The organism is Streptomyces sp. BJ20, assembly GCF_022869105.1.
Lineage (GTDB): Bacteria > Actinomycetota > Actinomycetes > Streptomycetales > Streptomycetaceae > Streptomyces > Streptomyces griseoincarnatus.
The window spans coordinates 5473746-5489849 of record NZ_CP094918.1; the positions used below are offsets into that span (position 1 = coordinate 5473746).

Annotated in this window: 13 protein-coding genes; 4 read left to right on the forward strand and 9 right to left on the reverse strand. The window is 70.4% G+C overall.

Annotated features, from left to right (window positions below; genetic code table 11):
• Positions 1-32: 32 nt before the first annotated feature.
• Entirely contained in the window at positions 33-3041 is a 3009-nt protein-coding gene (gene uvrA, locus MTR79_RS24775; RefSeq protein ID WP_086704986.1) for an excinuclease ABC subunit UvrA, read from the reverse strand.
• Between the two features lie 224 nt (positions 3042-3265).
• Between uvrA and MTR79_RS24780 the strand changes: the two genes are divergently transcribed.
• Together MTR79_RS24780 and MTR79_RS24785 are read left to right on the forward strand one after the other, a co-directional pair.
• The gene (locus tag MTR79_RS24780) at positions 3266-3955 is read left to right on the forward strand and encodes a maleylpyruvate isomerase family mycothiol-dependent enzyme (protein WP_086704987.1); all 690 of its coding nucleotides are present in this window, start codon (positions 3266-3268) and stop codon (positions 3953-3955) included.
• 39 nt (positions 3956-3994) lie between these two features.
• Positions 3995-4651 carry an MBL fold metallo-hydrolase gene (locus MTR79_RS24785; protein WP_086704988.1) on the forward strand — a complete coding sequence of 219 codons (657 nt, stop codon included), beginning with the start codon at positions 3995-3997 and terminating at the stop codon, positions 4649-4651.
• A gap of 18 nt (positions 4652-4669) precedes the next feature.
• Here the strand turns inward: MTR79_RS24785 and aroQ are convergent, their stop codons facing one another.
• The 7 genes from aroQ to MTR79_RS24820 form a co-directional block, all read right to left on the reverse strand.
• Complete coding sequence (aroQ, locus tag MTR79_RS24790) at positions 4670-5143, reverse strand: type II 3-dehydroquinate dehydratase (protein WP_189366591.1); 474 nt, start codon at positions 5141-5143, stop codon at positions 4670-4672.
• A gap of 174 nt (positions 5144-5317) precedes the next feature.
• Complete coding sequence (locus MTR79_RS24795; protein ID WP_086704990.1) at positions 5318-6421, reverse strand: ionic transporter y4hA; 1104 nt, start codon at positions 6419-6421, stop codon at positions 5318-5320.
• Between the two features lie 283 nt (positions 6422-6704).
• A complete protein-coding gene (locus MTR79_RS24800; RefSeq protein WP_189366593.1) occupies positions 6705-7709 on the reverse strand; it encodes a TerC family protein in 1005 nt (334 codons plus the stop codon).
• Between the two features lie 284 nt (positions 7710-7993).
• Positions 7994-9991 carry a TerD family protein gene (locus MTR79_RS24805; RefSeq protein WP_244791990.1) on the reverse strand — a complete coding sequence of 666 codons (1998 nt, stop codon included), beginning with the start codon at positions 9989-9991 and terminating at the stop codon, positions 7994-7996.
• Positions 9992-10076: 85 nt separating this feature from the next.
• Positions 10077-10655, reverse strand: coding sequence for a TerD family protein (locus MTR79_RS24810; RefSeq protein ID WP_024882439.1), 579 nt, complete (start codon positions 10653-10655; stop codon positions 10077-10079).
• Positions 10656-10791: 136 nt separating this feature from the next.
• Positions 10792-12951, reverse strand: coding sequence for an excinuclease ABC subunit UvrB (gene uvrB / locus MTR79_RS24815; protein ID WP_244791991.1), 2160 nt, complete (start codon positions 12949-12951; stop codon positions 10792-10794).
• A 40-nt stretch (positions 12952-12991) separates the two neighbouring features.
• Positions 12992-13855 carry an MHYT domain-containing protein gene (locus MTR79_RS24820; protein ID WP_244791992.1) on the reverse strand — a complete coding sequence of 288 codons (864 nt, stop codon included), beginning with the start codon at positions 13853-13855 and terminating at the stop codon, positions 12992-12994.
• Positions 13856-14133: 278 nt separating this feature from the next.
• Here MTR79_RS24820 and MTR79_RS24825 point away from each other — a divergent pair, with 278 nt between their 5' ends.
• Both MTR79_RS24825 and MTR79_RS24830 read left to right on the forward strand, forming a co-directional pair.
• Entirely contained in the window at positions 14134-15009 is an 876-nt protein-coding gene (locus MTR79_RS24825) for a glycerophosphodiester phosphodiesterase family protein (RefSeq protein WP_244791993.1), read from the forward strand.
• Between the two features lie 76 nt (positions 15010-15085).
• Positions 15086-15640, forward strand: coding sequence for a methylated-DNA--[protein]-cysteine S-methyltransferase (locus MTR79_RS24830; RefSeq protein WP_244791994.1), 555 nt, complete (start codon positions 15086-15088; stop codon positions 15638-15640).
• Between the two features lie 27 nt (positions 15641-15667).
• Here MTR79_RS24830 and MTR79_RS24835 read toward each other — a convergent pair whose 3' ends face one another.
• Positions 15668-16096, reverse strand: coding sequence for a VOC family protein (locus MTR79_RS24835; RefSeq protein WP_048456920.1), 429 nt, complete (start codon positions 16094-16096; stop codon positions 15668-15670).
• Positions 16097-16104: the final 8 nt, after the last annotated feature.

A 16104-nucleotide genomic window follows, 5' to 3' on the forward strand; every position in this document is an offset into this window, starting at 1 on the left:
GCGGCACGGCACACGTGCGAACGGCGAGCGGGTCAGGCCTTGGTGCCGCGCGTCGTCTTCTTCGCGGCGGTCTTACCCGCCGTCTTCTTGGCGGTGGCCCCGACCGTCTTGGTCGTGGTCTTCTTCCCCGTCGACCGGGCGGCGACCGTCTTCTTCGCCGCCTTGCGCGGGGCGCGGACCTGCTGGGCGTCGCTGATCCGCTCCGCGCCCAGGATCTCCCGCAGGAACTTGCCGGTGTGGCTGGCGGGCACGCCGGCGACCTGTTCGGGCGTGCCCTCCGCGACGACGAGGCCGCCGCCGGAGCCGCCCTCGGGGCCCATGTCGACGACCCAGTCGGCCGTCTTGATCACGTCGAGGTTGTGCTCGATGACGATCACCGTGTTGCCCTTGTCCACCAGGCCGGACAGGACCGTCAGCAGCTTGCTGATGTCCTCGAAGTGCAGACCGGTCGTCGGCTCGTCGAGGACGTAGACCGTGCGGCCGGTGGAGCGCTTCTGCAGTTCGCTGGCGAGCTTGACGCGCTGCGCCTCGCCGCCGGACAGGGTGGTCGCGGACTGGCCGAGCCGGACGTAGCCGAGGCCGACGTCGTTGAGCGTCCGCAGGTGGCGGGAGATCGCCGGGACCGCCTCGAAGAAGTGCATGGCCTCTTCGATCGGCATGTTCAGTACGTCGGCGATGGACTTGCCCTTGTAGTGGACCTCCAGCGTCTCCCGGTTGTAGCGGGCGCCGTGGCAGACCTCGCAGGGGACGTAGACGTCGGGCAGGAAGTTCATCTCGATCTTGATGGTGCCGTCGCCCGAGCAGTTCTCGCAGCGGCCACCCTTGACGTTGAAGGAGAAGCGGCCCGGCATGTAGCCGCGGACCTTCGCCTCCGTGGTCTCCGCGAACAGCCTGCGGATGTGGTCGAAGACGCCCGTGTACGTCGCCGGGTTGGACCGCGGGGTGCGGCCGATGGGCGACTGGTCGACGTGGACGACCTTGTCGACGAGGTCGTCGCCCTCGACGCGCGTGTGCCGGCCGGGCACGGTGCGCGCGCCGTTCAGCTCGCGGGCGAGGTGTGTGTACAGGATGTCGTTGACCAGCGTGGACTTGCCGGAGCCGGACACGCCGGTGACCGCCGTGAAGACGCCCAGCGGGAAGGACACGTCGATGTCCTGAAGGTTGTTCTCCCGGGCGCCGCGCACCGTGATGCGGCGCGACGGGTCGTGAGGGCGCCGCAGGTCGGGCAGCGGGATCGCCTTCTTGCCCGACAGGTACTGGCCCGTCTGCGACTCGGCGTTGGCGAGCAGTTCCTTGAGGGAGCCGCTGTGCACGACCTTGCCGCCGTGCTCGCCGGCGCCGGGGCCGATGTCGACGATCCAGTCGGCGACCTTGATGGTGTCCTCGTCGTGCTCCACGACGATGAGCGTGTTGCCCATGTCGCGCAGTCGGACCAGGGTCTCGATCAGCCGGTGGTTGTCCCGCTGGTGCAGGCCGATGGACGGCTCGTCGAGCACGTAGAGCACGCCGACGAGGCCGGAGCCGATCTGGGTGGCCAGGCGGATGCGCTGGGCCTCGCCGCCGGACAGGGTGCCCGCCGCGCGGTTCAGCGAGAGGTAGTCCAGGCCGACGTCGACCAGGAACCGCAGCCGCTCGTTGACCTCCTTGAGGACCCGCTCGGCGATCTTCTTGTCGCGGGCGGTCAGCTTCAGCTCGCCCAGGAAGTCCGCGCAGTCGCTGATGGACATCGCGGAGACCTCGGCGATGGACTTGTCCATGACCGTGACGGCGAGGACGACCGGCTTGAGGCGCGTGCCTTGGCAGGAGGGGCAGGGCACCTCGCGCATGTAGCCCTCGAAGCGCTCGCGGCTGGCGTCGCTCTCGGCCTCGCTGTGCCGCCGCTTGACGAACGGCACCGCGCCTTCGAAGGCCGTGGTGTAGCGCCGCTCGCGCCCGTAGCGGTTGCGGTAGCGGACCTCGACCTGGGTCTTGTGGCCGTGGAGCAGGGCCTTCTTGGCGCGCTGGGGCAGGCCGGCCCACGGGATGTCCGTGCGGAAGCCGAGCGCGTCCGCGAGGGCGCCCACGAGGCGGTCGAAGTAGTCCTTGGTGTGGCCGTGGGACCACGGGTGGATGGCGCCCTCGTCGAGGCTCTTGTCCGGGTCGGGGACGATCAGCTCGGGGTCGACCTCCATGCGCGTGCCGATGCCGGTGCACTCGGGGCAGGCGCCGAAGGGCGAGTTGAAGGAGAACGAGCGGGGCTCCAGCTCCTCGAACGACAGGTCGTCGTACGGGCAGTAGAGGTGCTCGGAGTACATGCGCTCGCGCTCCGGGTCGTCCTCGGGGAGGTCGACGAAGTCGAGCACCACCATGCCGCCGGACAGCCCGAGGGCGGTCTCCACGGAGTCGGTGAGCCGGCGCTTGGCGCCGTCCTTGACGGTGAGGCGGTCCACGACCACCTCGATGGTGTGCTTCTCCTGCTTCTTCAGCGTGGGCGGGCTGGACAGCTGGACGGTCTCGCCGTCCACCCGCGCGCGGGAGTAGCCCTTGGTCTGGAGGTCGGAGAAGAGGTCGACGAACTCGCCCTTGCGCTCACGCACCAGCGGGGCGAGCACCTGGAAGCGGCTGCCCTCGGGCAGGTCCAGGACCCTGTCGACGATGGCCTGCGGCGACTGGCGGGAGATCGGCCGGCCGCACTCGGGACAGTGCGGCTTGCCGATGCGCGCGAAGAGCAGGCGCAGGTAGTCGTAGACCTCGGTGATGGTGCCGACCGTGGAGCGCGGGTTGCGCGAGGTGGACTTCTGGTCGATGGAGACCGCCGGGGAGAGGCCCTCGATGAAGTCGACGTCCGGCTTGTCCATCTGGCCGAGGAACTGCCGGGCGTAGGAGGAGAGCGACTCGACGTAGCGCCGCTGGCCCTCGGCGAAGATGGTGTCGAAGGCCAGCGAGGACTTGCCCGACCCCGACAGGCCCGTGAAGACGATGAGCGAGTCGCGCGGGAGGTCGAGCGAGACGTTCTTGAGGTTGTGCTCGCGCGCTCCACGGACGATGAGACGGTCGGCCACGCCGGTCCGCACCTTTCTTGAAGGGAAGTGACAGGGGCGGGGCCCCCGTCTTTCTCAGACTAGGGGGAGCCACTGACAACGCCGGTTCGGATTCACGGATAGTCAACAAACCCCGGCTCTCCAGCATGCCCGACGCCGCACCCGACCTTATAGCACGTGCATTCGATTTTGCTGTCCGGTTCACTTCCTTCACCCGAAGGTGTGACACGGCTAGGGTCAGCGGCATGATTGATCACGCTGATGACCTGGCGTCTGTACAGGCCGCGACCGAGCGGCTGCTCCACGCGGTCGGCGCACTGGACAACGCGGCTGTGACCCAGTCGTCACGCCTGCCCGGCTGGACCCGCGGTCATGTGCTGACCCACCTGGCCCGCAACGCGGACGCGCTGGTGAACGTCTTCGAGGGCCGCCCCATGTACGCCTCCGCCGAGGCGCGGGACGCCGACATCGAGGCGGGCGCCACGCGTCCCCTGGACGAACAGCTCGCGGACGTGCGGGAGAGCGCGGAGCGTCTCCGCGCGGCGGCCGCGGTCCCGGCGGACTGGTCGCGCACCGTCGAACTGCGCAACGGCGTCACCGACCGCGCCGAGCGGGTGCCCTTCCGGCGCTGGATCGAGGTGGAGCTGCACCACGTCGACCTGGGCATCGGATACGAGCTGGAGGACCTGCCGGCGGACTTCACCGAGCGGGAGATCGGCTTTCTCGCGGCCCGGTTCAGCGGTCACGCGGACGTGCCCGCCACCACCTTGTCGTCCGCCGACGGCCGCACCTGGACCACCGGCGGCGGGGCGGACGGCGGCCCGGTCACCGTCGAGGGGACGCCCGCCGATCTGCTCGGCTGGCTCGCCGGACGCCGGGACGGCGGCGCCCTGACGGTGAAGGGCGGTGACCTTCCGAAGCTCCCGCCCCTCTGAGCACTGTCCGGCGCCGGTTCCGGCGCTAGGCTGACGCCCATGACGTACAGCGGGCGGGTGACGGTCGGCGGGCCGGCCGACGTGCACGAACTCAAGGACCTGATGATCACCAAGGTCGCGGTCGGCCCCATGGAGAACAACGCGTACCTCCTGCGCTGCCGGGCCACCGACGAGCAGCTGCTGATCGACGCGGCGAACGACGCCGGGACGCTGCTGGGCATGATCGGTGACGACGGCATCGCGTCCGTCGTCACCACCCACCGGCACGGCGACCACTGGCAGGCGCTCGCGGAGGTCGTCGCCGCCACCGGCGCCCGCACCTACGCGGGCCGGTACGACGCCGAGGGCGTCCCGGTTCCGACCGATGTGCTCGTGGACGACGGTGACGTGATCCGCGTCGGCCAGGTCGAGCTCACCGCCCGTCGGCTCGTCGGCCACACCCCCGGCTCGATCGCCCTCGTCTACGACGACCCCCACGGGCATCCCCATGCGTTCACCGGGGACTGCCTGTTCCCGGGCGGTGTGGGCAACACCCACAAGGACCCGGAGGCGTTCGCCAGCCTGCTGCACGACGTCGAGAGCAAGATCTTCGACGTTCTCCCGGACGAGACCTGGGTCTACCCGGGCCATGGCAACGACACCACGCTCGGCGCCGAGCGGCCCCACCTGCCGGAGTGGCGCGCCCGCGGCTGGTGAGCGGGCGGCGGACCTGCGTCAGGCCTCGGCCACGCCCGGTCCGGCCAGTGCCGCGATCCGCTCCACCGCGAACACATACCCCTGGACGCCGCACCCCGCGATGACGCCGTCGGCGCGCAGGGACACGTAGGAGTGGTGCCGGAAACTCTCCCGCCGGTGGATGTTGGAGATGTGGACCTCCATCACGGGCATGCCGTCGCAGGCGTTGAGGGCGTCCAGGATCGCGACGGACGTGTGCGAGTAGGCGCCTGGGTTGATGACGATGCCGCAGTGGTCGAGCCGTGCCTCGTGGATCCAGTCGACCAGCTCGCCCTCGTGGTTGGACTGGCGGAGGTCCACCGTGCCGTTGTGCGCGGCGGCCGCGCGGGTGCACATCGCCTCGACGTCGGCCAGCGTGTCGCGCCCGTAGATCTCCGGCTGCCGCTGCCCGAGGAGGTTCAGATTGGGGCCGTTGAGGATCATGATCGGGGCGTCGGCCAGGTTGCGGGGCACGTTTCCTCCGGTCCGTCGGGAGCGCGGTCCCTCGCCGGAACCACTGGTCGCACCCGGTCTATCACGCCGTGGAGGCGGCTCGTACGGCACTTCCGCCGCGGGCACGCGGTCTGCCGGCGCACCAGGAAGCAGCCGGGGCCGCCCGGATGTGCGGGCGACCCCGAATCGCGGCGGTCAGGGGTTGATCGCCAGTTCCAGATAGGCGGCGAGCAGCACCAGGTGCACGCCTCCCTGGAGCGGTGTGGCCCGGCCCGGGACCACCGTCAGAGCGCTGACCACCACGGTCAGGGCGAGCAGCACCATATGGGTGCTGCCCAGGCCGAGGACGAGCGCGCCGGGCAGCCAGAGCGACGCCAGTGCGACGGCGGGGATGGTCAGGCCGATGCTGGCCATCGCCGAACCGAGGGCGAGGTTCATGCTGGTCTGCACGTGGTTGCGGCGCGCGGCGCGCACGGCGGCGATGGTCTCCGGCAGCAGCACCAGCAAGGCGATGATCACACCGACCACGCCGTGGCCGAGACCGGCCGCCTGCACCCCCGACTCGATCGTCGGCGAGACGCCTTTGGCGAGGCCGACGACACCGATCAGCGCGAGAAGCAGCAGCCCTGCGCTGATCAGCGCGGTGCGTGTGGAGGGCGCCTCGGCGTGCTCCTCCTCCGGTCCTGACGTCTCGCCCTGCTTGGCGACCGGCAGGAAGTAGTCGCGGTGCCGCACGGTCTGGGTCGCGACGAACAAGCCGTAGAGGCTCAGCGAGGCGACCGCCGCGAAGGTGAGCTGGACGGTGGAGAACTCCGGGCCCGGCTTGCTGGTGGTGAACGTCGGCAGCACGAGGCTGAGGGTCGCCAGCGTGGTCACGGTGGCCAGGGCGGCTCCGGTGCCCTCCGAGTTGAAGACCGCCGTCTTGTGGCGCAGCGAGCCGACCAGCAGGCTGATGCCGACGATGCCGTTGCAGGTGATCATCACGGCGGCGAACACCGTGTCCCGGGCGAGGGTCGCGCTCTTGTCCCCGCCGTCGAGCATCAGGGTCACGATGAGCGCGACCTCGATGACCGTGACGGCGACCGCCAGCACCAGGGAGCCGAACGGCTCACCGACCCGGTGGGCCACGACCTCGGCGTGGTGCACCGCCGCGAGCACCGCTCCCGCCAGGACCAGGGTCACCACGACGACGACGCCGCCGGGCAGTGTCCTCCCCCAGGTGAGGACGAGCAGCACGACCGCGAGCACGGGAACGGCGACCGTCCATCGGGACGCCATTGCCTTGATCCGGTCCGTCATGCGGCGATCGTCCCCGGCACGAGGGGATGCCGCACCTCAAGGACTGTCGACCACCGGGCGACCGTCGAGGGCGTCGGAACTGCTGTCACCGCCGTGCGGCGACCCCTTCCGCTCCGCGCTCCTGATCGTCTCGGGGTCGTCATGGTCACGCATGCCCTCCTCGTACTGGTCGGTTACGGTGGGCGCCGCCCAGGGAGCGGCGTGGTGGAACGTGCGGGTCCGGGAGGGGGGCCGGCGCTGCGCCGCCCCGCTCCCGGTGCCCGTGTTCCTGGTGTCGACGGGATCAGGCGTCGATGTCGGTCTTCGTCGCGGGGGTCTCGACCGGCCCGGTGACCGCCTCGGCCTGGGCCTGCTTGCGGGAGGCGCGGAGGCTGGTGATCGTGGTGACGATCAGCACCGAGCAGATCACGCCCAGGGAGACCGGAATGCTGATCTCGGGAACGTGCACCCCGGACTCGTGGAGGGCGTGCAGCACCAGCTTCACACCGATGAAGCCCAGGATGATCGACAGGCCGTAGGACAGGTGAACCAGCTTCCTCAGCAGTCCGCCGATGAGGAAGTACAGCTGTCGCAGACCCATCAGCGCGAACGCGTTCGCCGTGAACACGATGTACGGGTCCTGGGTCAGGCCGAAGATCGCAGGGATCGAGTCCAGCGCGAACAGGACGTCGGTGGTGCCGATCGCGAGCATCACGACGAGCATCGGGGTCATGACCCGCTTGCCGTTCTGCTGGATCCACAGCTTGGTGCCGTGGTAGCGGTCGGCCACGCCGAAGCGGCGCTCGGCCGCCTTGAGCAGCTTGTTCTCCTCGAACTCCTCGTCCTCCTGGTCGGCCCGGGCCTCCTGGATGAGCTTCCAGGCGGTCCAGATCAGGAAGGCGCCGAAGATGTAGAACACCCAGGAGAAGCTGGCGATGATGGCCGCGCCCGCTGCGATGAATATCGCGCGAAGCACCAGGGCGATCAGTACTCCGACGAGGAGCACCCGCTGCTGGTACTTCGAGGGCACCGCGAACTTCGCCATGATCAGGACGAAGACGAAGAGGTTGTCGACGCTCAGCGACTTCTCGGTGATGTAGCCGGCGAAGAATTCGCCCGCCGGCCGGCCGCCTCCGAAGATCAGCAGACCGATTCCGAAGATCGCGGCCAGGACGATCCAGACGATCGTCCAGATCCCCGCCTCCTTGACGGACACGTCATGCGGCTTGCGGCCGATGAAGAAATCGACGGCGATCAGGCCGCACAGACCCACGATCGTCAGGACCCACAGGGTCAGGGAAACATCCACTACGCCTCCGGCAGATACGTCACACGGCAAATGTCAGCGTCGTCGCTGCCGGAGGTCTCTTCCACCCGGGCCTGGGACGCGTGATGCGCCCCGACGGTCCTCGGGCCGACGCCCCGGGATCTGGCCTGATCCGTATTGACGGGGTCGCCGCACAGACAGGGAGTACTCCCCTCCGTGCCGCCAAGACTACCCAATCACCAAGGATTGGTAAAGAGATCGGTAAAGAAAGACACAAAGACCCAGGTGGAGGGCTTTACGCGTCCTTGGTTAAAGCGCTCGGGAGGTCACCTGTTCCAGGTGCGGCGGGCCTCGGCGACCTTGGTGAGGACCTGCCGGAGCACCTCGCTGCCGTTCGGCACCGTCGGCGGCTCGTACGTCCAGGCATGCCCCACCCAGGGGTCGGCGAGGTGGTCGTCGGGCACCGGGGTCAGACGCAGCAGCGCGCGCCACAGCGGGTCGAGCAGCGGGCCGTAACCCGCGGACTCCTCACGGTCCGCGACCATCATCAGGTGGACGCCGACGGCCGGCCCCTCGTCGACGAGGTAACGCAGCTGGTTCACGGCCCGGTCGTCGAAGCCGTGCGGGAAGTCGTTGACGATCAGCAGTTGCTGCGCGGTGTCGAAGCCGGGCGGCAGCGCGTCCGGGGCCCCGCCGCGCAGCGCCATCTGCACCAGGTCGACCCGCTGGATGAGCCGGGCCAGCACCTCCGTCACCCCCGCGGCGCCCTGGGCGGGCGGCCCGGCGAGGACGCCGGTCTGGCTGAGCGGGGCCAGGGCCTGCGCGCCGGATCCGGCCGGGTCGACGACGTGCACGGTGAACTCGTCGGCCGGGTAGACGGCGAGCAGCCGCGCGGCGTGCGCCACCGCGGTGTCCATGGCCAGGCGCCGCATGTCGTGGGAGTCGGTGAACGTCCCGTCCAGGGAGTCGGTGCGTCCGCTGTCGATCCACAGTCCGCGCTCCAGCGGCAGCCGGAGCAGCATGGGGATACGGATCGCCTCGGCCTCGGGCAGCCGGAGGTCGCCCAGGCGCAGCGCCATGGGTATCTCCATCGGCACCCGGTAGGCGTGCCAGCAGGGGTTGTCCCAGCGGGCGAACGCCGGGGGCAGGGCGGGCTCGACGACCTGGGACTCGGCGACGAGCTGCGCGACGTCCCGGTCCAGGGACGCCCTCGCCTGGTCGACGAGCTGCGAGTACCGCGCGCGGGCCGCCTCTCGGGCGGCGTCGCCCTGGCCGCCGATGCGGCTGCGCGGGTCGGACAGGGCCTGCTCCAGCTCCTTGTCCATCCGCGACTCGGCGAAGTCCACTGCGCTGCGGTAGGCGGCGGCGGTGCGCGCCAGGTCCTCGAACATGCCCCAGACCTGGTTGTACAGCCGCTCCTCCATGGACCAGCCGGTCGCGTCGCCCGCCACGGGCTGCGCGGGCTGTCCGGGCCGGGCCGGGGGCGCCGCGGGCGGGGGCGGCGGCGGGGCGGAGGTCTGCCGCCCGGGGTGGCTGTAGTTGACGGGCCCGCCCGACGCCGCGTGGGGGTCCGTGGCGGCGCCGTAGGCCGGCTGCGGTCCGCCCTGGCCCTGGCCGCCCGACGGCTGCCCGCCGTACGCCGGCGGCACGGAGCCGGGGGCGCCCTGCGGCACGGAGCCCTGGTCGTGGCCGACCGCGGGGGCCGCGGCCTGACGGGAGCGGTCGCCCTCGGACGTGCGGGGCGGCGGCGCCTGGACGGAGCGCGCGAGGCCACGGGCGACGGCCTCGTCGATGCCGGCAGCGAGCTGCGCGGCCTCGGACAACCCCTGGTCGGCCAAGAGTTCGGCCAGTCCGCCCGCGTAGCCCTGGCCGACGGCGCGCACCTTCCAGGCGCCCTGCCGCCGGTACAGCTCCAGCGCGACGACGGCGGATTCCAGGTCCAGGCCGGTGATGGTGTAACTGGCCACCTCGGTGCCGTCGAGGCCGGTGACGGCGACGAAGGGGGCGGCCACGGCACCGAAGCGGGCGGGTCCCGCGCCGCCGTTCGGGGCGGGCAGGGCGAGCAGCAGGCTGACGCGGTGGACGGCTTCGGTCATGGCGTCCAGGTCCACCGCGAGACGGTGGTCGGCGGCCGCCTGGCGCGACACCTCGAGACCGGGCTGAACGGGGGCGCCCGGGTGGGCCACCCACTCCGTGCCGTGGATCCGTCCGTTCTCGTCGCTCAGTGCGGCGGCGGCCGCGACCGGCGTGCCGGCCGAGATCCGGATCTCCAGACGGGACTGGGACAGCGGGTGGTTCTGCCCCCGCACCAGCTCGGCCGTCATCGCGTTGGTCCCCCTGTGTCGCGTCGATGTGTCGGGTGCGCCGAACCGGCCCCGCTCCGGGGGCCGGTTCGTCCGCCGCTGCTGCCTAGAGGACCGGCAGGATGGCCGGCATAAGGTCCTGGAAGGTGCGGCCGTTGGCCGGGTTGCCGAGGGCCGTCATCGACCAGCCCGATCCGACGCGGTGCACCTTGGCCATGATCTGGGCGGTGAAGGCGCCGCCGCCGGCGAGCGTGTAGCGGGCGAGCTCCTGGCCGTTGGTTTCGTCGACCAGGCGGCAGAAGGCGTTCTGCACCTCCTGGAACGTCTGGCCCGTGAAGGAGTTCACGGTGAAGACGATCTGGTCGATGTGGACCGGGACGCGCGACAGGTCGACGAGGATGGCCTCGTCGTCGCCGCCCTGGCCGACACCGCCGACGAGGTTGTCACCGGTGTGGCGCACGGAGCCGTCGTCGCTCACCAGGTGACGGAAGAAGACGACGTCGACCGGCTGCTTGTCGGCGAAGAGGACGGCGGAGGCGTCCAGGTCGATCTCCCGGGTGCGGGAGCCGAACAGGCCACGCCGGGGGGCCGCCTGCCAGCCGAGACCCATGCGAACCGCGGTCAGGCTGCCGCCGTCGTTCTTCTGCAGACTGATGGCCTGACCCTTGGTCATGTTGACGGTCACGCGCTGATTCCCCTCTCGGACGTCCCCTGTTGCCGCGAAGACCGCGGTTGACCAGAACCCTACGCAGGTGCACTGACAGCGACGAACCCCGGTCCGCACTTTGTGTCGGTCTTGCAACACATTCCGTACGCGGAGGTCAGGACAGGCCCGCCTCCTGCATCTGCCTCAGCTCCTTCTTCATCTCGGACACCTCGTCGCGCAGCCGTGCCGCGATCTCGAACTGCAGGTCGGCGGCGGCGGCGCGCATGCGCGTGGTGAGTTCCTCGATCTGCTCGGCGAGTTCGGCCGCGGGACGGTCGGTGGGCACGGTCTCGGCAGCCTTGCCCTTGGCGCCCTTGGCGCCCTTGGCGTTCTTCGCGGCCTTCGCCGCCTTGCCGCCGAGGGCGGGCACGGGCGTCTTGGTGCCGCCCCCGTCCTTCTTGGCCTGGCGGTAGCCCGAGCCGAGCAGCTGCTCGGTGTCGATGTCCTCGCGGGCGATCTGCGCGACGATGTCGTTGATCTTCTTGCGCAGCGGCTGCGGGTCGATGCCGTTGGCCTGGTTGTACGCGATCTGCTTCTCGCGGCGGCGGTTGGTCTCCTCGATGGCCTTCTCCATCGCCGGCGTGATCTTGTCGGCGTACATGTGGACCTGGCCGGAGACGTTGCGCGCGGCGCGGCCTATGGTCTGGATCAGGGAGGTGCCCGACCGCAGGAAGCCCTCCTTGTCGGCGTCGAGGATCGCCACCAGGGACACCTCGGGCAGGTCGAGACCCTCACGCAGCAGGTTGATGCCGACCAGGACGTCGTACTCGCCGCTGCGCAGCTCCCTCAGCAACTCCACCCGGCGCAGGGTGTCGACGTCGCTGTGCAGGTACCGCACCTGGATGCCGAGTTCGAGGAAGTAGTCCGTGAGGTCCTCGGCCATCTTCTTGGTCAGCGTGGTGACCAGGACGCGCTCGTCCTTCTCCACGCGGGTGCGGATCTCGTGCACCAGGTCGTCGATCTGGCCCTCGGTGGGCTTGACGACGACCTCCGGGTCGACGAGTCCGGTCGGGCGGATGATCTGCTCGACGAAGCCGTCCGAGCGGGAGAGCTCGTACTGCCCGGGGGTGGCCGACAGGTAGACCGTCTGGCCGACGCGCTTCTGGAACTCCTCCCACTTCAGCGGGCGGTTGTCCAGGGCGGACGGCAGCCGGAAGCCGTGGTCGACCAGGGTGCGCTTACGGGAGGCGTCGCCCTCGTACATGGCGCCGATCTGCGGGACGGTGACGTGCGACTCGTCGATGACGAGGAGGAAGTCGTCCGGGAAGTAGTCCAGCAGGGTGTTGGGCGGAGAGCCCGGGGAGCGGCCGTCGAAGTGCATCGAGTAGTTCTCCACGCCGGAGCAGGAGCCGATCTGGCGGAGCATCTCGATGTCGTACGTGGTGCGCATGCGCAGCCGCTGGGCCTCCAGCAGCTTGCCCTGCTTCTCCAGCTCGGTCAGACGCTCGACGAGCTCCTTCTCGATGTCGTTGACCGCGCGCTCCAGCCGCTCGGGGCCCGCGACGTAGTGGGAGGCGGGGAAGACGTAGAGCTGCTGGTCGTCGCTGATGATCTCGCCGGTGAGCGGGTGCAGCGTGGACAGCGCCTCGATCTCGTCGCCGAACATCTCGATGCGGACGGCGAGCTCCTCGTAGACCGGGAAGATCTCGATGGTGTCGCCGCGCACGCGGAAGGTGCCGCGGGTGAAGGCCATGTCGTTGCGCGTGTACTGGATGTCGACGAAGCGGCGCAGCAGCTCGTCGCGGTCGATCTCGGCGCCGACGCGCAGCGGGACCATGCGGTCCACGTACTCCTGCGGCGTGCCCAGGCCGTAGATGCAGGAGACGGAGGCGACCACGACGACGTCACGGCGGGTGAGCAGCGAGTTGGTCGCGGAGTGGCGCAGCCGCTCGACCTCCTCGTTGATCGAGGAGTCCTTCTCGATGTAGGTGTCCGACTGCGGGACGTACGCCTCGGGCTGGTAGTAGTCGTAGTAGGAGACGAAGTACTCCACCGCGTTGTTCGGCAGGAGCTCGCGGAACTCGTTGGCCAGCTGGGCGGCCAGGGTCTTGTTCGGCGCCATGACCAGGGTCGGACGCTGGAGCTTCTCGATCATCCACGCCGTGGTGGCGGACTTGCCGGTGCCGGTGGCGCCGAGCAGCACGACGTCCTGCTCGCCGGCCTCGATGCGCCGGGCGAGGTCGGCGATGGCCGCGGGCTGGTCGCCGCTGGGCTGGTAGGGGCTGACGACCTCGAAGGGCGCCACCGTGCGTTCGATCTGGGAAACGGGCCGCATGTCATCCACGGTACGACCCCCCACTGACAACGGGTCCGGGTCAGCGGCGCTGAGGGGTGCGAGAGCGGTGCTCGACGGGGCCGCGGGCACGCAGCCGGGAGCGGACCGGGGGGTGGTGCGCCGGGGAGTGGGCGGGGATCCCGGGCAGGCGTTCGGCGGAGGGCGCCGGTGCCCGGCCCATGACGACCAGGGGGTCGAAGATCACCACGAGGCCGGCGAGGACGAGGACGGCGAGGGGGCCGACCATCATGGGGCCGAGCAGGGCGGCCGCGGACTCCCCCGTGGCGGGTTCGGCGGTGCCGTGCACGTGCACCTCGACGGCGGCCATGCCGATGTAGTGCATGCCGGTGACCGCGAGGCCCATGACCAGGCTGGCGCCGACGCTCCACAGGAACCCTCTGGCCTGTCCCGCCGCCCACAGGGCGGCGCTGACGGCGGCCATGGCGACGACGACCGAGGCGGCGACGGCGACGGTGTTGTACTCGACCCGTCCGTCGAGACTCATTCCGGCCATGCCGAGGTAGTGCATGGAGGCCATGCCGAGACCGGTGACGGTCCCCCCGGTGAACAGGGCCGTCCCGGTGGCCCCCCGGTAACCGACGATGAAGATGCCTATGCCCACCATGACGACGGCGACGGCGAGGCTCGCGTAGGTCATCGCGCGGTCGTAGTGGATCGGCGTCCCCTCGACGGTGAAGCCCATCATCGCGATGAAGTGCATCGTCCATACGCCGGCGCCGATGGCGGCGGCCCCGAGGGCAAGCCAGCCCGGTCGCCAGGAGCGCGGCCCCAGTCCGGCCCGGGTGGTACAGCGCAGCCCGAGCGCACCTCCGAGGCATGCCATGAGATAGGCCACCAGAGGTGTTACCAGCCCGTAACTGAATCCGTCGACCGTGCCCTGCATGCGCGGCTGCCCTTCCGCCCTGTACGTCCCGCGTTGTCCCGTTGTGCGCCCCCTCCCAGGACCGCTGTGGCGGCCAGGGTTTCGCAGAGAGTATGACCCCCACCGGAATGGTCGAACGACTATCCGACAAAGAAACACGTCCTTGCCGCAGGTGTGTGGCACCGGTGTGCGGCGTTCAGGGGACAGCGTTCAATCTGCGGCCATCCCGCACCCGCCTCGCGTTGACCCTCTGCTGTCACAGTGGTTCTGAACGTGACCGCTCGACGCGAGGAGTACACATGCCCGTACGCGCTGTTGCCACCTCGACCACCGCGCTCGCGGGAGCCGCCGTCCTCCTGCTGCCGCTCTCCCCGGCCCGGGCCGCCGAGGGTGCCGCGCCCGCGCCCGTGGTCGTCGCGCACCGGGGCGCCTCCGCTTACGCGCCGGAGAACACGCTCGCCGCCGTCGACAAGGCGGCCGCCCTGGGCACCGAGTGGGTGGAGAACGACGTCCAGCGCACCAAGGACGGCGAACTCGTCGTCGTCCACGACGACAGCCTGCAGCGCACCACCGACGTCGAGGAGGTCTTCCCCGACCGTGCGCCGTGGAAGGTGAAGGACTTCACCGCCGCCGAGATAGCCCGCCTGGACGCGGGCAGCTGGTTCGACCCGAAGTACGCGGGCGCGCGCGTGCCGACGCTGGAGCAGTTCGTGCACCGGATCGACCAGCACCGGCAGAAGCTGCTGCTGGAGATCAAGAACCCGCAGCTGTACCCCGGCATCGAGCGGGACATCCTCAAGGTGCTGGCCGACGAGGGCTGGCTCGACCCGGCACATGTACGGCAGCGGCTGATCGTGCAGAGCTTCGGCGCGGACAGCGTGCGCACGGTCCACCAGCTGGCGCCCGCGGTGAAGACCGGCTTCCTCGGCACGCCGCCCATCGCCGACCTGCCGACGTACGCGGCTTTCACCGACCAGATCAACCCCTCGCACGCGTCGCTCACCGCCGACTACGTGACCGCGGTGCACGCCTTCAAGGGAGCGCACGGCAAGCGGCTGGAGACGTTCACCTGGACGGTGAACGACGCGGCCGCCGCCCGCCGGGTGGCCGGCTACGGGGTGGACGGGATCATCACCAACAACCCCGACGTCGTGCGTGACGCGGTGGGCGGCTGATCCGCGCCCGCGGGCGCCTGTTCCCCTGTCGCCGTTCCGGCGGGCGTTGTCGGTGGCGGGCCGTACGGTGGGGCGCATGGACGACGACGGGCGGTACGAGCAGCGGGTCGTGTGGGCCGTCGTGGACACCGGCATCGGCCCGCTGCTGCTGGCGGCGACCCGGGAGGGTTTGGTCAACGTGGTGTTCCACGCCACCGACGAGGTGCGTGACAAGGCGTTGTCGCGGCTGGCGTCCCGGCTCGGCTCCGAGCCCGTGGAGGAGCCCGGCTCTCCCCTGCTGGCCGAGGCGATACGCCAGTTCGAGGCCTACTTCGCGGGTGAGCGGCGTTTCTTCGAGCTGCCGTTGGACTGGTCGCTGATCTCGGGCTTCAACCGCGAGGTGCTGCGCGAACTGGCCACCACCGTGCCGTTCGGCACGGTGGTGGGGTACGGCGACCTGGCGGGCCGGGTGGGTCAGCCGGGCGCCGCGCAGGCCGTGGGCATGGCCATGGGCGCCAACCCGCTTCCCGTGGTCGTGCCTTGCCACCGAGTCGTGGAGAGCGGCGGCGGCATCGGCGGGTTCGGGGGCGGGCTGGAGACCAAGCGGCGGCTGCTCGCCCTGGAGGGTGTGCTGCCGGAACCTCTGTTCTGACGGCCGCGGGGCCCGCGGAACCGCGGCTCAGTCGTAGTGGCGCGCCTCGAAGATGTTGCCGTCGGGGTCGCGGAAGTAGAAGCTGCGCTTGGCCAGGCCGCGGGCGCCGAAGGAGTCGTGGGCGATGTCCGACACCGGGACCGACTGCTCCTGGAGCCGGTCGAGGAGGGCGTCGAATGCGTCAGCGGACAGCGAAAGGCAGACGTGGTTGACGGGGTGGCCGGAGCTGTCGGCGGCCCCTGGGAGCATCGTCATGCGGTCCGCCTTGGCGCGCGGCATGAGGTCGAGGATCGTCTCCTCGCTGACGCGCACCGAGGGGAAGGGCGCCTCGCCGGCCGAGAAGTCGGCGAGCCTGACCGGCTCCAGGCCGACGGCCTTCTCGTAGAAGTGCGCGGCGGCGATCGGGTCGCTCACCCAGAGGACGATGTGGTCGAGCCGGGTCGCGTGATCTGTCATGGCCCCAG